At 61.3% G+C, this 24,348-nt stretch carries 20 protein-coding genes and 1 other annotated feature; of the genes, 10 read left to right on the forward strand and 10 right to left on the reverse strand.

Annotated elements, in window-relative coordinates:
- Positions 1-118: 118 nt before the first annotated feature.
- The 4 genes from ACP26L_RS31150 to ACP26L_RS31165 all read right to left on the reverse strand — a co-directional run bounded on the left by ACP26L_RS31150 (position 119) and on the right by ACP26L_RS31165 (position 4,394).
- Positions 119-1,003 carry a metal-dependent hydrolase gene (locus ACP26L_RS31150; protein WP_426449395.1) on the reverse strand — a complete coding sequence of 295 codons (885 nt, stop codon included), beginning with the start codon at positions 1,001-1,003 and terminating at the stop codon, positions 119-121.
- A 165-nt stretch (positions 1,004-1,168) separates the two neighbouring features.
- On the reverse strand, positions 1,169-3,055 hold the full coding sequence (locus ACP26L_RS31155; protein ID WP_426449397.1) for an MHYT domain-containing protein: 1,887 nt from the start codon (positions 3,053-3,055) through the stop codon (positions 1,169-1,171).
- A gap of 130 nt (positions 3,056-3,185) precedes the next feature.
- On the reverse strand, positions 3,186-3,884 hold the full coding sequence (locus ACP26L_RS31160) for an AIM24 family protein (RefSeq protein WP_426449398.1): 699 nt from the start codon (positions 3,882-3,884) through the stop codon (positions 3,186-3,188).
- A gap of 36 nt (positions 3,885-3,920) precedes the next feature.
- The gene (locus ACP26L_RS31165; protein WP_426449400.1) at positions 3,921-4,394 is read right to left on the reverse strand and encodes a hypothetical protein; all 474 of its coding nucleotides are present in this window, start codon (positions 4,392-4,394) and stop codon (positions 3,921-3,923) included.
- Between the two features lie 740 nt (positions 4,395-5,134).
- On the opposite strand from ACP26L_RS31165, the gene ACP26L_RS31170 reads away from it, so the two are divergent.
- Together ACP26L_RS31170 and ACP26L_RS31175 are read left to right on the forward strand one after the other, a co-directional pair.
- Positions 5,135-5,608, forward strand: a complete 474-nt coding sequence (locus ACP26L_RS31170) for a ribonuclease H-like YkuK family protein (RefSeq protein ID WP_426449402.1) — start codon at positions 5,135-5,137, stop codon at positions 5,606-5,608.
- A 273-nt stretch (positions 5,609-5,881) separates the two neighbouring features.
- Positions 5,882-6,721 (forward strand): carbonic anhydrase, encoded by an 840-nt coding sequence (locus ACP26L_RS31175; protein ID WP_426449404.1) that lies wholly within the window; start codon positions 5,882-5,884, stop codon positions 6,719-6,721.
- 89 nt (positions 6,722-6,810) lie between these two features.
- On the opposite strand, the gene ACP26L_RS31180 is transcribed toward ACP26L_RS31175, so the two are convergent.
- The 3 genes from ACP26L_RS31180 to ACP26L_RS31190 all read right to left on the reverse strand — a co-directional run bounded on the left by ACP26L_RS31180 (position 6,811) and on the right by ACP26L_RS31190 (position 9,774).
- Complete coding sequence (locus tag ACP26L_RS31180) at positions 6,811-7,656, reverse strand: sugar phosphate isomerase/epimerase family protein (protein ID WP_426449406.1); 846 nt, start codon at positions 7,654-7,656, stop codon at positions 6,811-6,813.
- Positions 7,657-7,675: 19 nt separating this feature from the next.
- A complete protein-coding gene (locus ACP26L_RS31185; RefSeq protein WP_426449407.1) occupies positions 7,676-8,560 on the reverse strand; it encodes a sugar phosphate isomerase/epimerase family protein in 885 nt (294 codons plus the stop codon).
- 155 nt (positions 8,561-8,715) lie between these two features.
- Positions 8,716-9,774 carry a Gfo/Idh/MocA family protein gene (locus ACP26L_RS31190; protein WP_426449409.1) on the reverse strand — a complete coding sequence of 353 codons (1,059 nt, stop codon included), beginning with the start codon at positions 9,772-9,774 and terminating at the stop codon, positions 8,716-8,718.
- Between the two features lie 484 nt (positions 9,775-10,258).
- On the opposite strand from ACP26L_RS31190, the gene ACP26L_RS31195 reads away from it, so the two are divergent.
- From ACP26L_RS31195 to ACP26L_RS31215, 5 genes are all read left to right on the forward strand, one after another.
- A complete protein-coding gene (locus ACP26L_RS31195; protein ID WP_426449411.1) occupies positions 10,259-10,936 on the forward strand; it encodes a helix-turn-helix transcriptional regulator in 678 nt (225 codons plus the stop codon).
- A complete protein-coding gene (locus tag ACP26L_RS31200; RefSeq protein WP_426449413.1) occupies positions 10,933-12,138 on the forward strand; it encodes an alanine racemase in 1,206 nt (401 codons plus the stop codon). The genes ACP26L_RS31195 and ACP26L_RS31200 overlap by 4 nt, the downstream gene beginning before the upstream one ends.
- Positions 12,139-13,262: 1,124 nt before the next feature.
- Positions 13,263-13,410 (forward strand) — a sequence feature (23S ribosomal RNA rRNA prediction is too short).
- 182 nt (positions 13,411-13,592) lie between these two features.
- Entirely contained in the window at positions 13,593-15,179 is a 1,587-nt protein-coding gene (locus tag ACP26L_RS31205; RefSeq protein WP_426449414.1) for an N-acyl-D-amino-acid deacylase family protein, read from the forward strand.
- Positions 15,180-15,549: 370 nt separating this feature from the next.
- The gene (locus ACP26L_RS31210) at positions 15,550-16,014 is read left to right on the forward strand and encodes a RidA family protein (RefSeq protein WP_426449416.1); all 465 of its coding nucleotides are present in this window, start codon (positions 15,550-15,552) and stop codon (positions 16,012-16,014) included.
- Between the two features lie 34 nt (positions 16,015-16,048).
- Positions 16,049-17,176 carry a GNAT family N-acetyltransferase gene (locus tag ACP26L_RS31215; RefSeq protein WP_426449417.1) on the forward strand — a complete coding sequence of 376 codons (1,128 nt, stop codon included), beginning with the start codon at positions 16,049-16,051 and terminating at the stop codon, positions 17,174-17,176.
- 310 nt (positions 17,177-17,486) lie between these two features.
- On the opposite strand, the gene ACP26L_RS31220 is transcribed toward ACP26L_RS31215, so the two are convergent.
- Positions 17,487-18,419: a phosphotransferase family protein gene (locus tag ACP26L_RS31220; RefSeq protein WP_426449419.1), complete on the reverse strand. Its 933-nt coding sequence runs from the start codon at positions 18,417-18,419 to the stop codon at positions 17,487-17,489.
- Between the two features lie 60 nt (positions 18,420-18,479).
- Complete coding sequence (locus tag ACP26L_RS31225) at positions 18,480-19,283, reverse strand: phosphotransferase family protein (protein ID WP_426449421.1); 804 nt, start codon at positions 19,281-19,283, stop codon at positions 18,480-18,482.
- A 228-nt stretch (positions 19,284-19,511) separates the two neighbouring features.
- Between ACP26L_RS31225 and ACP26L_RS31230 the strand changes: the two genes are divergently transcribed.
- Positions 19,512-20,372 (forward strand): polysaccharide deacetylase family protein, encoded by an 861-nt coding sequence (locus ACP26L_RS31230; RefSeq protein WP_426449423.1) that lies wholly within the window; start codon positions 19,512-19,514, stop codon positions 20,370-20,372.
- Between the two features lie 10 nt (positions 20,373-20,382).
- Here the strand turns inward: ACP26L_RS31230 and ACP26L_RS31235 are convergent, their stop codons facing one another.
- Entirely contained in the window at positions 20,383-21,213 is an 831-nt protein-coding gene (locus tag ACP26L_RS31235; RefSeq protein WP_426449425.1) for a DUF2935 domain-containing protein, read from the reverse strand.
- Between the two features lie 235 nt (positions 21,214-21,448).
- Here ACP26L_RS31235 and ACP26L_RS31240 point away from each other — a divergent pair, with 235 nt between their 5' ends.
- The gene (locus tag ACP26L_RS31240) at positions 21,449-22,798 is read left to right on the forward strand and encodes an FAD-dependent oxidoreductase (protein ID WP_426449426.1); all 1,350 of its coding nucleotides are present in this window, start codon (positions 21,449-21,451) and stop codon (positions 22,796-22,798) included.
- On the forward strand, positions 22,795-23,811 hold the full coding sequence (locus ACP26L_RS31245) for a class I SAM-dependent methyltransferase (RefSeq protein WP_426449428.1): 1,017 nt from the start codon (positions 22,795-22,797) through the stop codon (positions 23,809-23,811). The genes ACP26L_RS31240 and ACP26L_RS31245 overlap by 4 nt, the downstream gene beginning before the upstream one ends.
- The last annotated feature ends 537 nt before the right edge of the window (positions 23,812-24,348 follow it).

The raw sequence follows: 24,348 nt of genomic DNA on the forward strand, positions 1-24,348 counted from the left end.
CAATTGGAAAGTGCGGCAGCACGACAGCCGGGCCGATAAACGAGACAGCGCCTCCGGGTTCTAGAATCGCTCTAGAGCTTGGAGGCGCTGTCTGTACTTCGGGTGTAGGCAGGGCCGGTTACAGCCTCTTCTTCTCCATGTATTCAAAGAGGAACGATTGGCCGTTCCGGTAAAACCGCGGATCGTACAGGCCGATCCGCTGTTCGTCGTTCACCATCACCACGAACGGCGACCATTCGTACAAGGTGCGGGCCTTCGGATTCTGCTCGAAGAGGCGGTCAAGGTCCGCCTGTTCGGGTTCCGCCGACGTCAGCGTGGCGAGCGGCTTGACGCCTGTGAATACACTACCGCGGAGCAGGTCGACCGTATTCCCCTGCTTGCCGATGACGGTGAACACGCCCGGCACAAAGTCGGCGGACAAAGCCACCTGCTCGTAGCGCGCGGAGGCGTCTTGGTACAGGGAATACCCCTGAGCCGATTGGGCTGCGACATACAGCCCCATCAGGAGCCAGACCGTACGGTAGACCTTGTGCGGCACCCGGGCCCCGCGTCTGAAGCGGACGAGCAGGTAGCAGCCGAGCATCAGCGCCCAGAAGACCAGATCGACGATCGGGATCGTGCCGAAGGTGATGCGCATCGTGGAGAAGGGCTCGAAGTACCCCGTCCCCCACGCATTGAAGAGGTCGCTGGTATCATGAATGAAGACTGCAATCAGCGCGATAACAAACCAGCTCCAGCCCCGCACCTTGGCGAAAAGGCGGACGAGTCCGGCCAGCAGCGCGGCCCATACAGGCACCAGAAACACTGAGTGCGTCAGCCCCCGGTGCCACATCTGGTACCTTCCGGCCGTATCCCACCAGGACGAGATCACGTCGATATCGGGAATCTGCGAGCCGGCCACCGTCGTGAAGAGCAGAGCCCGCCGCTCCGTCTTCGTCATGCCGGTCTTATCCACGGAGCCATAAAGCGTAAGACCGAACAGCGTGTGTGTAATCGTATCCATGTTCCGTAACGTTTCTCCCCTGAATCCGCATAATGATGTCTATTCCAGTATACCTCATGCGCGGAGGCACGGCCAATGTTTAGAACTTAACAAAGCAAAACGCCGCCGGCTCCGCCGGACGGCGCTGTTCCTCTTTTTCCTCTGCCTGCGGGCAGAACCCGATCCTCAGCTGCTGAGCTCGACCGGAAGCGGCACCGGGGCGTTCTTCATCTGGACCGTGAAGATGAACTGCGAGCCCTGGCCCGGCTGGGACTCCGCACGGATCGTTCCGCCCATAAGCTCGACGATCCGCTTCGAGATGGCCAGTCCGAGCCCCGTACCGCCATGCTTCTTCGCGGAGGCATCGTGCTGGTAGAAGGGCTGGAAGAGGCTGGGCAGCGCTTCTTCCGGGATCCCGACCCCTGTATCGCACACCGCGAATTCCAGCTCCACGCGCTCCCCCTCCCGGCGCCGTTCGCGGACGGACACCCGGATCTCCCCGCGCTCCGTGAACTTCACGGCATTGCCGATGAGATTGATGAGGACCTGGCGCAGCCTTCCCTCATCCCCATAGAGCTGTCCGGGAAGCCGCTCATCCCAATCGCAGAGGAGCAGGAGCTGCCGCTGCTGGGTCTGCGGGGCGAACAAGCCCATGCTCTCCTCCACGCAGGCCTGCAGAGAAAAAGCCTCCTCCTTCAGCGCTACCGTACCGTATTCCATCTTGGAGAAGTCCAGAACGTCCCCGATCACCGACAACAGGGCGGTCCCGCTTTTGTTGATAATGCTGACGTATTCCTGGAGCTCCCCCTGAAGGCCGGCTTCCAGGAGAAGATCGCTCATGGCGAGAATCCCGTTCAGCGGCGTCCGGATCTCATGGCTCATGACAGCCAGAAATTCGCTGTTGACCCTAGCGGCCCGTTCCGCTTCCATCTTGGCCTGCAGCAGCAGACGCTCGGATTCCTTCTGCTCTGTAATATCCTTGGAGATCGTATAGATGTCCACGATCCGCCCGCCGGCCACCATGGGGACGATCGTGGTGCTTAAGTGAATTTTGCGGCCGCTCTTATGTCTCAGGGTACACTCGATCGTCTGAGGCTTCCCCTCGAGCACCCGGGTGAAGCAGGCCCGCACCCGCGCCGCATCCCTGCGGTTCAGCAGCGAGGTGAACGAGCGGCTCAGGAAGATCTCGGCACTGTAGCCCGTAATGCGTTCTACGGCGGGGTTCACCCGGAGCAGATGGCCTCTCAGGTCGAAGAGGCACACCATATCGGGATTATGCTCGAAAATGGAATCATACCGCTGCCGGCTTTGCTTCGCAAGCCGCAGGGCAAACCGCCGGTCCATCATCTGGCTGCCCGATACGACCAGCACAATGAGAAGCGACGCCGCCCCCACGCAGGTCGCCAGTACCACCTCGCTGAACCCTGCATCGGGGTCGGGCAGCAGTGGAGCGGCGGGGTAGGCCTCATAGGAGGCGGCATGCATGCCTGTGTAATGCATCGCGGCAAGCAGGACGCCGAACAGCAGGGAGGAAGCGATCCGCACCCGCAGTCCCGGCGGTCCGCCGCCCCGTGACCGGTGGCGCTGCAGCAGAAAGATAGAGGCGAAGGAAACGCCTACCGCAATCCCGCAGGACACCAGGACGAAGAGCGGATCATAGGTGACTTGGGCGGGGATAATCATGGCGGTGATTCCGATATAATGCATGCCGCCGACCGCCAGGGTCATGAACAAGCCGGCCGCCGCCATCTTCACCCGTGAAGGGCGGCCGTCCGTCAGCACGGACAAGCCGGCCAAGACGGCTGCTACGGGCAGGAGCATCGACAGAAAAATATATAGTGCGTTATAGCGAACTTCTATGGGCAGGCGAAGAGCAAGCAGCCCTACAAAATGCATCGACCAGAAACCGAGACCCAGCGTCAGGGAGCCGAGCGCCATCCGTACCGCTTTCGTCCGGGCCTGCACCTGCCACAGGCGGCAGCAAAGCTCCACCGCACAGTAAGAAGTGAAAACGGCAATGACGAAAGAGAGGAGAACCAGAGGAAGGCTGTACGTCCCTTGCAGGTGTTCCATGCCATCACCTCAATCTTCGGGTTCTTTGGACCCGATTCCTTACCCTTTAGCATTCGACCGAAGCAGCCGGATTCCTGCTTTTTGTGACAGTTTTCTTAAATATCGCCTTCATTCCCTGATGCTGGAACCCTCATTTGATCCAGACGCTGCCGAAGGGCAGCACCTCGCGGAGCACGCGCCGCAGCAGGGAATCCCGCTTCAGGGGACCGCCCCGCCCCCCTCTCTCGCCGGCCGGCTGCACCAGGATGCTTCCGATGCCGGTCATCTCCCACTGGTAATTCATCCGCTGGGATGCGAGCGTATTGCCGTAGACGCACAGCCGCAGCTTCGCCTCCTCCGGGTAAGCGACGAGACAGCCGGTATCCACATACAAGGGATGCTCCGGATGCAGGGTCAGCTCGCAGAGCGGCCCGCTCGAGACGAGGCCCAGCGTGCCGCCGCCCGAGAATTTCATCCGCATCCAGTCCCTGGAGACGAGCGCCTCCTTGGTGTGCAGAAGCCGGCTCTGAAGCCGCAGCCCTTCACTGTAGAAAAGGACATGCTCCATATCGAACAGAAGGGAGCTGTTCTCTTCAAGGGCCACGGTCTTCAGAACATACCCGGGCGGCACGCCCAGCACAAAACGGGCCGGGCCCGACAAGCGGGACTCGACCCAGAGCTTCTTGCGGTACACGCCTGCCGGATTCAGGAACCGGTCTTCCCTTCCCTGCGGTACACCTTGATAGGCGATAATCTGCTCCGGCCTCAGCACGAGGCAGGCTTCTCCGGCGTCCAGCCGGACGGAGGCGGTCTGCCCCTCACTTCCCGCGCCGTCAGTCTCGATATGCAAAACCGCTTCCCTCCTCTTCCTCCTGCGGATGCCGTTCTATCTGGTGCGCCGCCATACGGCCAGCCGGACAACACGCATTAGAACGAAATACAGCACGACGAGGCCTCCCGCGGCCAGCGCCGTACGCGTAATCCTGCGGCTGCGCTCGGCTCCCGCACGTTCGGCGGCCTCCATCTGCCCGATCGCTTCCTCCAATCGGGCGTTGCGGCTGCGCAGCTCCTGATTCTCCTGAAGGAGCTGCTCCTGTGTCTGCCGGAACTGCCGGATCGTCTCCTCCGAGCGCTTCACCGACGCGTCCAGCTCTTCCTGGGCGGCGTCGTACTGCTGCTGCAGCTCCTCCACTTTCTCCGGCATGCCGTAGATGTCTTTGACCCGATCCACGAATCCCGCCTGCGCAGAGGGCCAGGGCATGAGTACGGAGAGCAACACGGCGGCCAGCCCGACCCTGCGCATGAAGCCGGTTCCCCGCGTATTACGGAATCGTCCAACCCGGATTTGTTCTGACGCCATTCCCATCTCCCCTTGGCCCGTCTGTCATTCTAGCAATACGGGTTTGATATACTTCTATATTACCCGCTTTCTCGACAAAAAGGAACAGGAAGGGCAACCCTGCTCCCGGGCGGATGCAGCGGGCATTCACCGCTTTTCCGTAAGGAAGAATGCCTTCGCCGACCGATAAGGACGGCATGCGCTCGGCCGGCTGAACATTCTTATATCTTAAGAAAAGACCGCCTCACCCCTTACAGGGGGAAAGCGGCCTTATAAGTTCAGACACCTCACGGGATGCCGGTTATGGTAATATATGAAGCCTCGATAGCATGTTGAAAGCGGACCCAAATAACTGCATCCATCCCCACATGGACATCCACAGAGGTATACTCAGCATCACACCTACAACCAATCCAACAGACAATCTTCCCTCCATGGCGATGCCTCCTTCTTCAGCGGGCGACCGCTGATTAGCCTATCCCCATTATATGATGAAAGCGCTCTATTTATCCACTGATTTTTCTGAATTTTTAAATTTTTGTAAGCATCGCACAAAATCGCTTGTGAATTCCTTGTAAACGTGACGAAATTCACATTTTCGGAAATTTAAACTATTTTAACGTGAAATGGCGTAAACTAGAATATAACGGCGGTGAACGCTTCAGAAAGCCGCTATTCCTCCTTCGGCCTCCGTCCAGGAGCCGGTGCAGGATCATACCTTGGATCAGCGGTACATTCAACCGGAAGGGAGCTTGGTTACGATGATGTTTCTCAGCCCTACGAAAGGTTCCGTCACCATGGAAGAAATGATCGGTCAGCTGCAGGAGTATGTCAAGGAAGATACGGAAGCGAAGTACAAGGTCATCATCGGCACGGACTCCCATACGACGAGGCGGGTGACGACACTCGTTACAGCGGTGATTATCCACCGTCTCGGCAAGGGAGCCCGTTTCTTCTACCGTAAAAAGAGCTCGCGCCCTCTGCACGATCTGCGGACGCGGATTTATAAGGAAACCGAGCTGAGCCTCGAGCTCGTGGATATTCTCAACCGTGCAGGCATGAGCAGCCTGCTTGCGGACTGGCCCCTGGAGATTCATATCGATATCGGCCAGCAGGGCGATACGAAGGTGCTCATCCAGGAGATCTGCGGCTGGGTCACCTCGGTCGGCTACGAGGCACGCATCAAGCCGATGTCATTCGGCGCAAGCAGCGTGGCCGACCGTTTCGCCGAATAGCCTGAAGTCCCCTTCTCGATGACCATTCAATGCCCCAGCCCCTGGAACAAGAACCGCTCTTCCGGAAGCACGTGACCGGAAGAGCGGTTCTTTGCGCTGCGCATAGGGAGAGCGGAACGTTCATCCCCCGGGCTTGCCGCGAAGAGAGCTGCCCCCAAACTTCTCCTAATTTCTGTAACGAAATATACACACTCTTAAGCGTTTTCGGTATGATAATGTGTTGGATATGAAATATTTACCATTCAATTATTGAGTCGTAAAGGAGAGATTCCTGTGCTTCAACGCAAATGGCTTCCCGTTGTGCTGTCCGCTTCGCTGGCTCTGACCCTCAGCGCCTGCGGCGCCAACTCCGCCGCTCCGGCCGCAGCTCCCAAAGCGGAGACATCTAAGGCGGAAACACCTAAAAAGACAGAAACCACTCCTGCCGCTCATTGGTCTTATGAAGGCGATACAGGCCCCGCCAGCTGGGCAAAGCTGGACCAAAGCTTCGCAGCCTGTGCGAACGGAACCGAGCAGTCGCCCGTCGATATCGAGCTGACTCAGACGAAGGTCGACAAGAAGGCGGTTCAGGTAGAGTTGCACTATCAGCCTTCCGCCTTCACCCTGATGAATAACGGACATACGATTCAGGCGAATGCGGCAGCCGGCAGCAGCAATACGATTACGGTGGACGGAACCGAGTACACACTGGCCCAGATGCACTTCCACCACCCGAGTGAGAATCAGATCAACGGGAAAAACTTCGAGATGGAAGGCCATCTCGTTCATAAAAGCAAAGACGGCGGTCTTGCTGTGGTCGGCTTTCTGCTGACCGCCGGCAAAGAAAACAAGTCCCTCGCCGAGATGTGGTCGAAGCTGCCGAAACAGGAGACGAAGGAAGACGTGAAGCTCGAGCAGCCTGTGGACCTGCCCGGCCTGCTCCCCTCCACGGCTCACGCGTTCCGGTATGAAGGCTCCTTGACGACGCCTCCGTGCTCCGAGCATGTGAAGTGGATCGTGCTGGCCGACCCGATCGAAGTATCGAAGGAACAGATCGAAGCGTTCGCCGCGATCTTCCCGGATAACCACCGCCCTGTCCAGCCGTTGAATCAGCGTACGGTTGTGAGCAACTAAGAGGTTATACTCACGGTGGAACTAGAATAACGGCAAACCAAAATCACCCTCCGTTTCCGCTTTTGCATCGGATTCGGAGGGTGGTTGCGTTATGCCGGCAGCCTTTCGAGGATGCGGGCCAGGTTGGCGAGAGAACCGGCTGAGCCAAGCTTCTGCTCGTCGTCGCCTTCATACTCGACCGTAAGCCAGCCGCGGTAGCCGGCCTGATGCAGGCGGCCGAGCAGCCCCGGCAGGTCGATCGTACCTTCGCCGGCGATCCTTCCGGCGAACCGTTCGCCCGTCAGGCCGGTGTAAGCCCGGCCTTCGAAGCCTTCATCCACGGGTACGAAGTCCTTGAAGTGAACGTGGGCTACCTGCGGGCTGAGGGCCTCCAAAGCCGCAGAGGGATCTTCGCCGACGAGCAGGAAGTTCCCCGTGTCGAAGGTGCTGCGCAGGTAAGGGGAGCCCACCTCGCCCAGGATCGCCTGGACCTGCTCCGCTTTGCCTGCGAAGACGCCGTGATTCTCAAGGCAGAGGACGATGTCCTTCTGCGCGGCTGCGGCCGCCGCTTCGCGCAGGCCTTCGACGATCCATGCCTTCACTTCGTTGAAGGCGTATCCGTCCGGCGGCCGGTCGCCGGCGAACACCCGCACGACCTGTGCGCCGAACGTCTCGGCGAGATTCACCGCGGAGAGAATCTCGTCCACCTCCGCCCGGCGCCGCTGCGGGTCCGGGTGCGAGAAGTTGTTGGAAGCGCCTACAGCCGCTACCTGGATCCGGTGCTCCGCCAAGGCCGCCCGGACTTCATCCAGCTCCTCCCCCTTCCAAAAGTGCGTAAGCAGCTCCACGCCCGCAGCCTTCGTCTCCTGCGCTGCGAACCGGATAAAATCCGCGTTGGTCCACTCCCCCTTTTGAAGGTAGGTGTGACAGCTCCAGATGCTCAGTGCCATTTTCATACTCGCCGCTCCCCTCCTCTTACCGGTATCCCCGGATGAATTCGACCGCCCGCCGGATGTCGGCTTCCGGACTGTCGCCCACTTCCCGCTCGATCGTCAGGTACCCTTCGTACCCGATGTCCTGCAGGGCAGCAAAATAAGCATCGAACGGTACGCGCCCCTCCCCGAGCGGCACCTCCCGGAAGAACTCGCCGGAGGCAAGCATCTCCGCAATCTTCTCATGTTCCATGCCTTCATAGCCGAGAGCGCCGTACACCTGACGCGGGTCGACCTCCCGGTACCGGATCCCGTCTTTCACATGGGTATGTACAATGTAATCCTTGAGCAGGTAGACGCCCTGTACGGGATCGTCTCCAGTCACCATCACCATGTTCGCCGGGTCAAAATTGACCGACACCCCCTTGGTGCTCAGCGTGTCCAGGAACGCCTTCAGGTGTGCCGCCGGCTCCGGTCCCGTCTCGATGGCAAAATACGCACCGCACTTCGTCGCATACTGTCCGAGCTCCTCGCACGCCGTCCGCAGGCTGTCGTAGACCGCTCCATCCGGCTCGTCATGGGGTACAATGCCGATGTGTGTCGTCACCACATTCGTACCGAGCTCGAGCGCCAGGTCCAGGATGCGCTTCGACTTCTCGACCTTGGCCGGATTCGCCGCCCCGTCCTGGAAGCCGTGTCCCGCCAGATCGCCGCACAGCGCGGAGATCTCGAGGCCCAGCGATGCGATATAGCTCCGCAGCTCCCGGCGGTCCTGCGCCGAAAGATTCGCCGGGTCCATCTCCCCGGAGACCGCGTAGATCTGCACACCTTCCGCTCCGACCTCGCGGGCTTTTCTCAAGCCTTCCCTTACACCGACACCGAAGCTGTCGACAATCACGCCGATTTTATTCGTAAGCCTGCCTGCCATGGAAGCTGCCTCCCTCACCCCTGCCCGGGGTAGATTGTACTTCATTCCTGCGGGATGGACTGCCTTTCAGAATAAGGAACAAGACACCCGCTCATAGGTTACTGCCGTCAAAGGCCCGCTTGGTTCGCCCCCTCCCTCTATGGGAGCGGTTCCAACTAAAAGACCACTTCACTGCCCTTCGCCGCCGACTCGTAGATCGCGCTGACGATCTTCGTGAGCTCTACGCCGTCCTCTACCGGCGCGATGAGCTCCGCCCGGCCGAGACAGCATTCCACAAAGTAGTCGATCTCGCTGCGGAAGCCGCCCATGAAGTCGAAGGTACGTTCGTCGATCTGCGGCGCGGCGTTCAGGATCGTGTCATGCCTCTCGGTCACGATGCACAGCTCCGGCTCCACCTCCGCTCCGCCCCGGTCGCCGTACAGCTTCACCGTCACTTCGTCCTGCTTCGCGTGCAGGGTGAACGACACGTCGACCATCAGCGACGCTCCGTTCTCGAAGCGGATCAGGGCATTGGCCATATCCTCGACCGTGTTCAGCGCGGCATCATAGTCGGCCGCTTGGTAGAAGCTCAGGTTCTCGACATTCGAACGGTTGCCGAGCTTCGTATACACGTTCCCCGTCACCGACTTTACCTTCGGCCGGCCCATGAGGAACCAGCACAGATCGATCACGTGCACTCCAATATCGAGCAGCGGTCCGCCGCCCGAGCGTTCGCGGTCCGCGAACCAGCCGCCGGGATTGCCGAGCCTGCGCAGATACGACGCCTTGGCATAGTAGATCTCGCCCAGATCCCCCGCGTCGATGAAACGCCGGAGCACCTTTGTGTTCGTCCCGTACCGGCGGACGAAACCGACCTGCAGCAGCCTGCCGGTACGGCGGACGGCAGCCTCGACCTCCAGCGCCTTCTCCACGGTGGTGCACAGCGGCTTCTCACAGAGTACATGTTTGCCCGCTTCGAGTGCCGCGATGGAGATCTCCCCGTGCGTGTCGTTCCAGGTACAGATACTGACCGCGTCAATCTCCCGGTCAGCCAGCAGCTCGCGGTAATCCGTGTATACCCGGTGTGCCTTGAAGCGGGCCGCTGCCGCAGTCGCCCGGTCCTCCTTTTGATCACAGACGGCCACCAGCTCGACATGCGGATTCTGCACATAAGCGCTGAGATGCGCCTCCGAGATGGAACCCGCTCCGATAACCCCGATCCGTACTTTGCCCACAGCCCTCTCCCCTTTCCCCTGTAGACTACCACAATCCGCCAGCCCTGTTAATTGCAAAAAAGTGCCCTGTCCCGTGTCCGAATTTATCCCTTGACAGCTCCCCCCCTTCATCCCATTCACGATCCGCTACAAGAAGAGAATGAAGGCGCAAATCGTTGGCGGGACAGACTTTGAAAGCACCCTCATGGGTAGCTGGCTTATCCTCTATCGGACAGCTTAGGGCAGGGGCGCCGATTCGGCAGATCATGCCCGAACGGTCTCACGGCGTTCTGAATCCAGCACGTACCGCTTTACCGGGCGAGCAGCCCACTTCCCTTGGGGCTCCCTCCGGAATGGTTTTATCCTCACACAACGCCCCGTACGCTAGACAGACTTTTTTTAGCTCAACAAACTTTTTGTTTGAATCGGTAATGGAATATGCTACCATCAGACTCATAACACAGCCAAGATTAAGGGTACAGCCAAAAAGGAGTTTTGCGGACGAATGGAGTCCATACGGGATGAATTTGATTTTTTGACCGTGCTGGTGAAGGGCATTGCCGCCCAATTCGGGGAGAACTGCGAGGTGGTGCTGCACGACCTGACGGGCTCTTACGACAGCACGATCGTCGCCATTGAGAACGGCCATATCACCGGCCGGAAGGTCGGCGATCCTGGAACGAATCTGGGTCTCGAGCTGCTGCGCGGCAGCCAGGTCGACGGCAACCGGTTCAACTACGTGACCCAGACCAAGGACGGACGGATGCTCCGCTCCACCTCGATGTACATGAAGAGCGCCGAGGGGCGGACCGTCGGGGCCCTTTGCATTAATTTTGACATTACGGATCTTATGGTGGCCGAGCGTACCCTCCACTCGCTGACCGCGGCGAATCTGCAGCCCGAGGTGAGGGAATCCTTCGTCAGCAACGTGAGCGATCTGCTCGATGCGCTCATCCAGGAGGCGCAGGAGGATGTCGGCCGTCCCGTCGCCCTCATGACCAAGGAGGACAAGATGCGGATGATCGCTCTGCTCGACCGCAAAGGTGCCTTCCTGATCAAGAAGGGCGGCGAGAAAATCTGCGCATACCTCAACATTTCGAAGTATACGCTGTACAACTACCTCGAAGAGGCTAAGCAGTCGGAAACCGGGCCTGCCGGGGAACCAAAGGAGGAATCACCATGAGTGCTGATGGGGGATTGCAGCATGCCGGAGGACAGAGCGGATTGGGCGCCGCCGGCCCGGATCCAGACGTCTCAGCGGAACGGGCCAGGGGAGCCGAAGCGCTCGAAACCCCCTGCCTCCTCATTGATACGGAGATCATGGAGCGCAATATTGCCGCTATGGCCATAACGGCACGGCGTCTGGGCGTGGACCTGAGGCCGCATGCGAAGACGCACAAGCTTCCTTCCGTCGCCCGGCTCCAGCTCGACGCCGGCGCAGCGGGAATCACGGTGGCCAAGGTATCCGAAGCCGAGGTCATGGCAGCCCACGGCATCCGGAATATCTTCATCGCGTATCCGCTGGTGACCCCGGGCAAAATCCGCCGCGCGCTTGCGCTGCATGAGTCCGTGAAGCTGATCCTCGGCGTCGACTCGCTTGAAGGTGCCGCCCTGCTGTCCGAGGCGGCCGTGAACCACGGCGGCGCACCGCTGTCGGTACGCCTTGAGATCGACACCGGGCTGCGCCGCACCGGCGTACCCTACGACGAAGCGCCGGCGCTTGCCGCGAAGATCACGGCGATGCCCGGGCTGTCCCTCACCGGCATCTACACCTTCCGCGGGGCGCTGCTGGACGGGGCGCCGACGCTGGATCTTGCGGCGGCCGGCGAGCAGGAAGGCCGCCTGATGGCCGACCTGGCACAGCGGCTGCGCGGCGAGGGCATACACGTGGCGGACGTCAGTGTCGGCTCCACGCCGACCGCCGCATTCGCGGCCGCTGTCCCCGGCGTGACCGAGATCCGGCCCGGTACCTACGTATACCAGGACCGGATGCAGGCCCGGCTTGGCGTATGCTCGCTGGACGACTGTGCCGGGCGCGTGCGCGTCACCGTCGTCAGCCGCCCGGCGCCCGACCTTGCCATCGTCGACGGCGGCAGCAAGACCTTCGCCACCGATGTGCAGCCGAATACCGCGCCCCTGTTCCTGCAGGGCTTCGGCTATTCCGCCGAGCTGCCGGACGCGGTACTTGAGCGCCTGACCGAGGAGCACGGCATGCTGCGACTCGGTCCTGGTGCCCAGGCCTCCGCGCCGGCTGTGGGAGATGTGCTGCATCTGGTGCCGAACCACATCTGCAGCACGGTTAATCTGCACAACCAGGTTTGGTTCCGCGGGAAGGACGGCCGGTACACCGTCCAGCCCGTCCTCGCGCGCGGGATGCTGGAGTAGGCGGTTGGCGTGGGATACCCGCGGACGGTGTAAGCGATCGGTACGATGCGGGCGTTGTAAGACGATGCGAGTGGGCGAGCTGAGGGAGCGGGGCGCGGCGACGTGATGAGTCGATGCGGTACAGCACGGCGTTGTAAGACGATGCGGCGGGCGGACTGAGGCGGCGGGGCGGGCTGATGTGACCGATGCGCGACGACGCGAGCTGATGTGCAGCACAGCACGAGCGTTGTAAAGCCATGCGGGCGGACCGGTACGGCCAATGCGCAACGACGCGAGCTGATGCGGACCGGTACGCCAATGCGCGACTACGCGAGCTGATGCGGACCGGTACACCAATGCGTGACTACGCGAGCTGATGCGGAACATCCCCAGCGTTGTAAGGCCATGCGGGCGAGCGAACTGAGGCGGCTGTGCGCGGCGACACGTGCTGATGTGGAACGGCGCGGCGTTATAAGGCGATATGTGGGGTCTGACGAGGCTAATGCGCGACGATGCGAGCTGATGCGCACAGCACAGGCGTTGTAAGGCGATGTGTGTGGGGGGCTGACGAGGCTAATGCGCGACGATGCGAGCTGATGCGTACAGCACAGGCGTTGTAAGGCAATGCGGCGGGCTGATGTGGCCGATGCGCGACGACGCGAGCCGGTGCAGCAGCCATGCGGGCAATGTGGTCGGTCACTCCACTCTCACGCCCATATTGACTCCCAAGACCACACTTACCAATTTTTTGCATACGGCTGGTCGTCTCCCCTCTGTTCCCCTGCTCCCCGTCGCTTTTTTAGATAAGTTGGTCTGTGGCGCCGGGGCGAATTATGCCGAAAATCAGCGATAACGGAACTATAATGCGCTATTCGCCCTATTATCAGCCCATTTACGGTAATAGAGGAACTAGGATGCCTTATTTACCCAAATTTCGACTTTTTCTCCCCTGCTGGTGTCCCATAGCGAATCTCAGTTCCTCTATTTCATTCAATCGCCCCTTGGGAAGGCTATTAGCGAACTTCAGTTCCGCTATTTTCTTGCAGCCAGCCGCTAAGCCTATCATTTTAGCACCTATGCTCAGGAACTTTTACAGATCAACTCTTCAGCACTGCCGCTAGGTACCACTTCGCCCTGAAGTGTCCTTTGAGAGGAGCTCTCCTTAGTACGAGAGGACCGGGATGGACGTACCGCTAGTGTACCCGTTGTTCCGTCAGGAGCACGGCTGGATAGCCAAGTACGGACGGGATAAGCGCTGAAAGCATTTAAGCGTGAAGCCCCCACAAGAGGAGATTTCCCAGTATGTAAGATCCCTTGTTCCCGATGCCTTGACACTTACCTGCCATTCCCCCAAATCTTGCTACCTTGCTCGTTCTCAGCGGCTGCGCTTACATGAGCACCTGCAGATAGCATGCCGCCGCAGCCTGGGAATTCGGCTCTGACTTCGCATCATTCAAGCCAAGGAGGCTTCGCATATGCTCGACCTTGTTCTTCGCAACGGACGCGTCGTCGACGGCAGCGGGAACCCGTGGTTCCTCGGCGACGTCGGCATCAAGGACGGCCGGGTGGATCAGGAAGCCCGCAGCGTGATCGACGTACAGCGCCAGGTGATCGCGCCCGGCTTTATCGACGGGCACTGCCACTCCGACCTGATGCTGCTGGACCACCCGCACAGCTTGATCAAGCTCTCGCAGGGCGTCACCGCAGAGGTCGTCGGCAACTGCGGGCTCGCCCCCGCCCCACTGGTACCCGAACGCGCGGAGCTGCTGCGGACCTACGTGCAGCCGGTCCTGGGCCGCACGGCATGGGCCTGGCCGTGGGAGACCTTCCCCGGCTATATGGATACCCTGGCCCGAAGCGGACCGTCCAGCCACGTGGCCGCCTACGCAGCCCACGGGGCGCTGCGCATCGCCGTCATGGGCTTCGATAACCGCCCGGCCGCACCGCATGAGCTGGAGCGCATGAAGCAGCTGCTTTCCGAAGCCATGCAGGCCGGGGCCATCGGTCTGTCGATCGGCCTGCTGTATGCTCCCGGCAGCTACACGTCGAAGGAGGAGCTCGCGGAGCTCTGCTCCGTGCTGCCGCGTTACGGCGGCCTGTTCTCCACACACATCCGTGGTGAAGGCAGCTCCCTGCTTCCCTCGGTGCGCGAAGTGATCTGGATCGCCGAACGGGCCGGCGTACCGCTGCACATCTCCCATCTCAAAGCGGCCGGCCGCCGCAGCTGGGGACAGGTGCTTGAGGCGATTGAAGAGATCGAGAAAGCGCGGGCCCGGGGCCTGGATGTCACCTGCGATGTGTATCCGTATGCCGCGGGTTCCACCACCTTGACGACGGTGCTGCCGCCGTGGGTGTTGGAGCGGGGCATTGCAGGCGCACTGGAAGTGTTCCGCGACCCAGCTGCGAGAAAGCGCATACACAAAGAACTGGCGGAAGAACAGGACGACTGGGATAACCTCGTCTGCTCCACCGGTTGGGACAGCGTCGTAATCTCAGCGATGCATACGGAGGAAGGACGCGCTCTGGAAGGGCGCTCCATCGCCGATATTGCGGACTCACGAAGCGTCCCGCCCGCCGATGCCATGATGGACCTGCTGCTGGAGGAAGGTGGCCGCATCTCCATCGTCTACTTCCATATGTCGGACGATGACGTGCGGGAAGTCGTGCGGTACGACAAGTCCCTGATCGCCTCGGACAGTCTCACCTGCGAGAGCGGCAAGCCGCATCCGCGGCTCTACGGCACCTTCCCACGCCTGTTCGCCAAGTATGTGCGGGAGGAGCGGGCGCTTTCCCTGGAGCAGGCGGTCCGCAAGGTCACCTCCTTCCCGGTTCAGCGCTTCAAGCTCGGCAAACGCGGTCTGCTCGTTCCCGGTTATGCGGCGGACATTACGGTATTCGATCCGGAGAGCATCCAAGACTATGCCACCTACCAGGATCCACGCCGGTTCCCTGAAGGAATCTCCCGCGTGCTTGTCGGCGGACGCCCCACCCTTCAAGACGGAGTACATACCCGCGTCCGGGCCGGCGGCCTGATTCGGGCGGTCTCCTGCTGCTCTCACTAAGCGGAAACCCCCACCCGTCCTGCTATCATCGTCCGATGGATTAGGGCACGCGAGGAAAACCCGGCCTCCCCTACTCAGGTCTGTGCCCAAAGCCGGGTCGGCGTACTTACCGATCCGGACGGCAGCACCGTGGAGCGCTCGGGAATGAACCTTCCGGTATAACAATCGTGGTGGATTCCTACAGCATTTAAGCATCGAACCTTTAACTTCCCGTATCCTTCAGGCAGCTGATCATTTACTGAACTACATGCTTCCGCGGCCCGAGTTCTTTTACCCCCTGGATGGCTTACCATCTTAACCTTTTATGCGCAGTATTACCTTGCATGCAGCCCCAAGCTTTCGACCAAACCATTCCCGGAGGTGCTTTACCATGTCCAAAATCGAACAGCGTCTGCAGGAGCTCGGTATTACCCTACCCCCGTCCCCTGAGCCGCGCTTCACCTATATTCCCTGCAGCCGCACGGGAAATCTCATCTACCTCTCCGGCCAGGACTGCCGAATCGACGGCGAGCTCCTATACAGCGGCAAGCTCGGCCGGGAGGTCACGATCGAACAAGGGCAGGCAGCCGCACGCCAGACGATCATCAACTGCCTGGCGGTGATGAAGGGCTATCTCGGCGATCTCGACCGGGTAGAGCGCATTGTAAAGCTGCTCGGATTCGTCAATTCGGCACCCGGCTTCGCGGAGCAGCCTTACGTGATGAACGGGGCTTCCGATCTGCTCGTGGAAGTATTCGGCGAGCGAGGCAAGCATGCGCGGTCGGCGATCGGTACGAGCGAGCTGCCTTTTCACACGCCAGTCGAAATTGAAGTCATCGCCGAAATTCGTGACTAGTCTCAAGATCCCAAACAAGCGAGGAGGAAAAGCAATGAATCTACGTCTCATGCAGCCCCGCGAGCTGGCGGAGGCCGCCAAACTGGCCGACAGCATTTTCCGGGACGGCGAACAATCATCGATGGGCGAGGCCTTCCCGGACCTCTTCTCCCCGGGAATCAGCCATTCCTACGGTGCCTTCACAGAGGAAGGAAGACTTGTGGCGTTCATGGGTCTTGCCCCGGCTGTCCTGCGGGTCGGTCCGGCCCGCCTTCGCATCTTCTCGATGGGGGCTGTCTGCACCCTTGCGGAGGCCCGCGGTCAGGGTATCGGCAGCCGGCTGCTCGACCTGTGCAAAACGCACGCGGATGCCGCCGGCGCCGCCCTGATTCTCATCTCCGGCGACCGCTCTCTCTACACCCGGGCCCACTGCTGCCCATTCGGGCGCACGGAGCGCTTCACGCTGGAGGCTTCAGCCGCCCCCCGGCTGAAGCACCGCTCCGGTGCAGGCGCTCTGCACATCAGCGAGCTCCAGCCTGCCGACCTGCCAGCCGTGCATCGGCTGGCGGAAGCGCGCAGCGTCGCCTATGAGCAGAGCATCACCGACCTGCCCCGGCTGCTCGCCGCCGAAGCCTATGCCGGCTGCTTCAAGCTGGCGCACCGCACGCTGGTCGCCTGGAGCAGCGACGGCTCACCGGCCGCATACGTAGTCTTCGCCGTCCCCGGCACGGCGGCCGCCGCCCGTAAGGAGCCGTTCGCCCTAGAATGGGGCGGGGAACCGGAAGCCGCCGCCCTGCTGTTCGCGGAAGCCCCGGAGCGCTTCGGGCTCTCTTCGCTCGGCATCACCGCCGCCTGGCATGAAGAAGCCCTGCTCCGCCTGCTCCACGAAGCCGGCCTGCCGTCCGAGAGCGGTACGAACGGCGGCACGCTCTACCTGGTGAACGCCGGTCGCCTGCTGGAGCAGGCGGCCCCGTATTGGGGGGAAGCTCCTCTTCCTTCCCTCAGCCTTACCGATGACGGACTATACCGGCTGACGCGGGACGGCGAAGCCGAAGTATTGTTGTCTCCGGACGAGCTGGTCCGGCAGCTGTTCGACCCGGGAGCCGCCGGGTCGGAGGCATACGGCACTCTGGGCCTGCCAGTGCTGCCGCTCCCGCATGCCAACGGCTTGAACTACATTTGAGCTGACCCGCCGCTCCATCTCCCTGCGGCCCTCGCTGTGCACGGCGCTTCCAAAGGCTGAAGCCCTTGACGACCGCACGGCACAGGCTTAATCCAAGAAGCAATCCGATTTGCAGAGAAGGCCAACCTCCTCTGCATCCGCCCCTTTTAGAGCATCCGGCAGATAAGCGGTACGGCAAACAAGGCCGGTTCTACACCGAACCGGCCTTCCTGTGTATCCTCCGATTGTAGGGTCATCGCTTACCCGACTCCCACACTGTCACCAACACCGGGCCCAATCGGCCGAAACAGCCGGCCTCCCGGACGCCCCCCTACTCCTCATACCACAGCGGAACCGCGCACTCGAAATGACGGTGGTCCTCCAGCACAACACGGATGCGGTCCATCATGGAAGGAAGCTGCTCCGGCACCACCTGCAGCGTCCAGGTAATCGTTCCGCCCAGGATCATCGCCGTATACAGCGCGTACAGCTTCCAGAACGGCTCGGGGACCCGGCCGTCGAAATACCCGTGAATCTGGCCGATGCTGAAGGGAACGGAGACTTCCCGGCTGAAGTAGGCGATCTTCAGAAAATCATGGTACGGATCTCCCCAGTCGAACCGGTTGAAATCAATGACGGCGGCATACGAGCCGCTTGCGATCAGCAGGTTCGCCGGATGAAAGTCGTCATGCTGAAACCCGTTCGGCCGCCCTTTCATAAGAGGGAGGTGCGCTTCAATATACCGCTCCACGGCTTCCTCCGCCGGCAGCTTCACCCCGCACTCCCGGTAGGCCTGCCACTGGCGGCGGTGCTTGGCCTCGCGGAGCAGATGCCACGGCCGCATGCCTTCCGGCGCCCCGATCGTATGCAGCAGCCGAAGCTCCCGGCCGGCTGCCATGCCCGCTGCGTACTGCTCGTCCCCGCTCAGCAGGGGCAGCGCCTCCGAAGCGTCGGTCCCTTCGGCATACTCGAGCACCATACCGCATATCCGCCGCTCCTCCAGCATAAAGAAAGCTACAGGTGCGGGCGTACGGACACCGGCGGCGGCAGCTCTGCCTACCACTTCGAATTCTCGGCGCTTGGCCTCCTCCTTCCCGATCTCCGCCGTTCTCACCACGTACACCGGCCGGTCCGCAGCGTCATATACGATGTATTTGCGGTCGGACGAAAACCCTTTGGTCAGCGGCACCATCCGTGAAGCACGCTCAAGCCCCGGCACTTCTTCCTGAATCCAGCTTACTTCCATCGGCCTCAGCCTCTCCATCTGCGTTAGTCATGTTATGTACTGCTGCTTCGGCAAGATCCGCTAGGCTCCCACCGTGCATTATCCTTCCCGCAGCCATTCGTCGATCAACTGGAGCAGGGAACGCTTTTCGCCTTCTTCCAGCTCGACCAGCCGGGCCGCCGCTACGAGAGGCACCCACGTCTCGATGTTCTCACGACTCCTCCCCGTAAGTGAGCAGTATTCGTCCAGGTAGCACCGGCTCAGCCGGCTGCGGACCCGCGTCAGCTGCTCCTGCAGCGCTGACGGAAGTCCCGGCGGCATCCCGCCGTGCTCCAGCAGCAGCCAGGTCCGGGCGGCATCCGTCTCAGGGGCCCCGCGTACCGCCGTCATCCAATCGATGACGACCGGCCCGTTGGAGGCGAGCAGCACATTGTCCGGATGGAAATCGCCGTGACACAGCCGCTCTTCACCTGCAGACAGCCTGTCCAAGCGCCGGAGCAGCTCCTCCTTCGCCTCCGGCGCCAGAGCCGGCGCATGACCGATCCGCTCCCTGAGCACCTCATCGAACGGCCGAAGCCCTCTCCCCTCCCCGGCATGAATGCGTGCATGCAGTCCGGCCAGCTGTCTTCCAGCCGCTTCCGGCGAAGACGCCCCCTCGAACAAACGGCGGGTCAGCGGTGCGCCCTCCACCCGCTCATAGACGACGCCAAGGCGGCCGGCCGTCTCCTGCAAGCCGTATACCTGCGGCACCGGCAGCCCGGCACTCGCCACAAGCCGGGCGGTCTCCGCTTCTTTTTCCGCCCACTCTTCCATGGAAGGCTTGTACAGCTTGATCACCCGATCTTCCATCCACCGGTAGACATCGGCCGTACGCCCTTCGCCGATCTTATCTCCGAGCACCATGCGTTCATTCTCCCTCCGCTTTACCAAATTCGACCACCTATATTCTCACACCCCGGTCTGCGGATAGCAACCTGAATTGCGGCCGCGCTTGAATTCCGCCGCAGGAATCGCTATAACTGACTATAGGCTCTTTTTACCAAGGGTTTTCCTTGACCCTCCCCATGAAGCCCGACCACCGCATATCAACCAACGGCGGAGCAGCCGCCCTAACGATAGGAGCTTTCTTCCATGCCCACCCGAATTCTGATGACCTGCCTGCTGTTTGCCGTCATTCTCTATGCCGGATACGATACGCTGGCGCCCAAGGCAGACGGCACGTACCGCGACCAGGTAGCCGTGCTCATGTATCATCACGTGCATGATACGGACCACAGCGCGAGCACGGTCAGTACGGCGCTGTTCCGTGAGCAGCTCAGCTATCTGCTCTCGCGCGGATACCACTTCATCTCGCTCGGGGACTTCAAGCAGTTCCTGGCCGGCGGGCCTGTGCCCGACAAAGCGGTGCTCGTCACCTTCGACGACGGGTACAAAAGCTTTCACGACTTCGCCTACCCCATCCTCCGGGAGCTGCAGGTGCCGGCCGTGAACTTCATCATCACGAAGGACCTGGATACCCCGCTCGCCCCTTCGATTCCGGCCTTATCGCCGGAGGAGATCCAGGCGATGATGCGGGAGATGCCCGGTCTCATCGATGCCCAGTGCCATACCAACGCTCTCCACTTCAAGGAAGGAAAATACGCCGGCCTGACCGGCAGGCTCCCGCTTCAGGGAGGCCGGACAGAAACGGCGGAGGAGGCCGAGCAGCGGGTGCGGCAGGACAGCGAAGCCTGTGCCCACAAGCTCGACGGACTGTATGGACGCGACGGAGCCGGCGATACTTTCGCGTATCCCTATGGGATCTATACGCAGCGGACGCAGGAGATCATCTCGGCTGCCGGCTTCCGGTACGCCTTCACCATTGTAGGTGAGATGGCCACCCGGTACAGCGATCCCCTGGCCATTCCGCGGATCAACGCCGGCAACCCGGCGATCGACCCGCGCAGGCTCGATGTGACCATTCGTCAGCGGGTCGTCCACCCGGCTCCCTGACGCTCACTCCTCAGGGGCCCGACACTCTCCGGATGGAGCAGGTACGGGCCTCTTCGGCGATCCCTGGGGCGAAGACGCTCAGCTTCCGGATAAAATAGCAGGCCTCCGGCAGATGATGCTCCAGGAAGCGAAGCGTCGTCCGGCTGAGCAGCTGCCTGGCTTTGTACCGGGCGATCACCCCGCGGATAAACTGGTTCATCTCCAGGGCGACCTGTCCCACCTCCGAAGCCAGAAGCTGCTGGCGCGGCATACCCGGCGGCGTAAACCGCAGATACCCGCGGATATGATGATTCTGCAGAATGAATCCCTGAAACTTCTCCGCATACTCATTCGCCTTGACCAACACTCCGACCTCAACCGGATCGGTGATGTTGCGCAGGAGCACGGCATGCCCCAGCTGATCCTCCAGCCACAGGTCGAGGAGCGACCAGAGAGGCAGATCCTCAGCCCAGCGCCCCTCCCGGAACGCCGCAAGCTGTCTTAGGTATTCCTGGTTCTCCGCCAAGGTGCCGTTAAAATAAGTCGGAGTCAAATTCACGATGAGCTCATTGTTGATCCTGAGGTTCTGCAGCCTTCCCTCAAACCGAAAATACCCTTCGGCCACCATCCAAGCCGCCTCCGCGAAGGCCCTCATCTGGGGCGACTCAGGCCCGAGGGCCGGGTCCAGAGCGAGCAGTTCCCTGATCCGCTGTTCGAATGCAGCGATATACCAGCGTGCCGCCTCCACCTCCCGAACCGCGTCCGGCGACAAAGCATCTCTTACAAAGTAAGCATGATCCTGCAGAATCTCAAGCCAGAAGAGATGTTCTTCCAGCACGCTCAGCTCCGCTCCAGCGTTCACTGCCTATCCGCCCCCTTCTCCGAACATCGAAGTTGCGCATCCATCTTCTCCACTCTATGCCGGGAACCCCAGGAAAAAGAACAAGCAGGCTTCTTTCCCCTTCCTCCTTTTCTCTACTCCATGTATAAGGTTTGTATAACATTGCCGTTTCGCAGCGAAGCCCAGCGGGTATTTTCACTGTAAGATCCTGCCGGACGGTATTCGCTCCTATCGCAGCCTGAAGGAGGTACACGCCATGCGAAGCGACGTATTCATCTCGGGCGGCGGCGTGGCCGGTCTGACGCTGGCTCTCCTTCTGGCGCAGAAGGGCCTGTCGGTCGTGCTGGCCGAGCAGACCCGCGGCCCGCTCGCCCTCTACAAGGGAGAACTTCTCCAGCCCAAAAGCCTCGCCATTCTGGACAAGCTGGGCGCCTTGGACGATCTGCTCCAAAGCGGAAGAAAGGTACATACGATCCACATGAGGGAGCTCGAGGACGCGCGCTCCGCCCAGGAGAGACCCGGCCTTCAGGCCGAGATCCGCTTCGAGTACGGCGTGCTGGGGACCCCTTACAACTATGCGCTGATGGTGCCCCATGAGAAGCTCAAAAGCTGCCTCGAGGAGCATGCGGTGCGTACGGGGCGCGTCAAGCTGCTGCGGCCCGGGCGGTGCACGGGGCTCGTGCAGGGCGTCTGGGGACTGGCCGAAGAAGCCGTCGTCGAGACGGGCAGCGGCAGTGAACGGATTGCGGCGGACTATTTTATCGGTGCCGAAGGACGCACTTCACCGACACGGATGCATATGGGCGTACGGATGCGCAGAAGCGGGTATAACCACCATTTTCTCACGGTGTCGTTCCCTTCCCCGCCTTCGCTCGACGACTCGCTCATTCTCTCCCGGGGCGGCCGCTTCCTCGGCCTGTTCCCCCTGCCGGAAGGGCAGGTGCGTACGGTGCTGCTCATCAAACCGGAGGAGTTCCAATCGATGCGCACGGAAGGGCTCGAGTCGTTCTACCGCGAGTATGTCTCCCTGCTGCCGGAGCTCGGCGGGTATGTCCACCAGGTCAAGGAGTGGCGCAAAATCCAGCTCATGATCCCCTTCCGCTCCCACGCGGACCACTATGTAGCCGGGAACATGGCCATCCTCGGCGATGCGGCCCATAACGTGCATCCGATGGCCGGCGAGGGCATGAACATGGCGATTCAGGACGCCGATGTGCTCGGCTCGCTGCTCGTCTGGCTGAAGCGCTGCAGGCACCGCTCGCCGGCCGGCTTGTCGTGGTACGAGCGTGTCCGCCGGCCGCGGGCCAGCTATATCTCCCGGCTCAGCCACCTGTCCGCCCTGGCTTATGCTTACGAAGCCGGACCTTGGGAGCGGATGCGCACCCGAGTGCTGCAGGCGATCGAACGGTCGCCCTATCTGCACTACAAATATATGCTGAACATCTCGGGGCTCGGCCTGTGGCCGGATTCCCCGGCCGACCTTCTGCGGCAGGCCGGCCTATGGCCGGACCGCCGCCCTCTCTCAGAGGAGGAACGGGCCCGCAGCCGGTTCAGCGCCAAAGACGATTATCCCTGGTTGAATCTTGGAGAGGAGGAAGCCCCATGACCGTGGTGGAAAAGCTGCAGGAATGGAAAACGTTATGGCTCGCCCGCAAGTGGATGAAGAGCAATGCCCGCTTCCTGCCGGCCTGGCACATCTACGTCGGCATCACAGAGCGGTTGTTCGAACGGTTCGAAGACGGGGCGTTCCCTCCCGTGATCGCCGGGAAGTACGGACTCGACGCCGAGCTGCTCGCCAAGTGGGTCGATGCAGGCATCGCCGTCGGCCACCTGAAGCGCTTGAAGGATGGGCGCGTCTGCGCCAAACGAGAGATGCTCGAGTACATCGAAGGGGGACGGCACAGCTCCGTCGGAGCGCTGATCCGGGAGATGATGGAGCTGCATATGCCGACGCTGTTGCAGTATCCCCGGCTGCTCCAAGGCAGGCAGCGGCTGGACTTCCAGCCGGAGACGCACGGCACGACCGTAGCCGAGACCTCCTCGCTGCTCGAGAAGCTGGCGTACCCTAAGATCGCCGGCTGGCTGCGGGAGCATTCGGCCCGCTCCGTGCTCGATATCGGCTGCGGGCATGCCGGGTACCTCATCCGGCTCGGGCGGCACTTTCGCGACCTGCGGCTGCTCGGCATCGAGACGAACGAAGCCGTCGCGAAGGAGGCGATCCGCAAGGCCCGGGCCGAAGCGCTGCCGAATCTCGAGCTCATGCACGCGGATATCGAGCAGTGGGCCGGGCCATCCGCTCCGGTCGACCTCATTCTGATGAACAACATCCTGCATTACTTCGAGCCGGGCCGCCGCAGACAGCTGCTGCGCAAAGCCCGCCGGCTGCTCAGCGACAGCGGCTCGATCACCCTGGTAACGCCGCTGTATCTGGCGCCGGGCGGGCAGCCCTTCTCGGCGGCGTTCAATTCCTTCATGGCGGCGCACAACAACCTGCATCCGTTCCCCACGGAGCAGGAACTGGCCGGCTGCGCCGAGGAGGAAGGCTATACCGTCGACACCGTCTCCCCGATCATCCGGGAGGGCAGCTGGTATTTCGTCGGTCTGACGAAGCAGGGGTGAGCGAGCGGCAGACCTCTACCCGCTGCCAGGGATGACTGACATCCCTAGATTTCCCGGGCCCGGCTGAAATAGAAACGGTCCCCGCGGGCAGTCAGGCTGCCGCACGGGGGCCGTTTTTTGATGATATAAAGGGGATCCGACAGACGGACCCTGACTTATTGTCCGGTACTAGCTCAAGATAGTACTTTGCCAGTCTCTCTTTCCCTTATATACTGAACCATGTCAAAAGCAAATGACCGGTTTCGGCTGGACTTCCTCCATACATAGACCTCCGGCCTCTGCTGATCACGCCCCCTGCACCCCCCACCGCTTCCGGCTTCTCCCCGCGCAAAGGCCACCCCAGCCCTTTCCATGTCCGATGCCAAACCGGCCTCCTCCGCAGACTCAGCGACGATTTCCCCGCAGCTCCCTTCCTCACTCGCACCGCGGCCCGGCAGACGGGACCCCCTTCCGGCTGCCTGAGCGCAGGGTTGCGTCCGTATTTCATCTCCGTGGGATAGCAGCGAGCCTTGTCCCTCTTCTTTTATCGAACACGCC

The sequence above is a fragment of the Paenibacillus sp. S-38 genome (assembly GCF_049942825.1).
Classification (GTDB): domain Bacteria; phylum Bacillota; class Bacilli; order Paenibacillales; family NBRC-103111; genus Paenibacillus_G.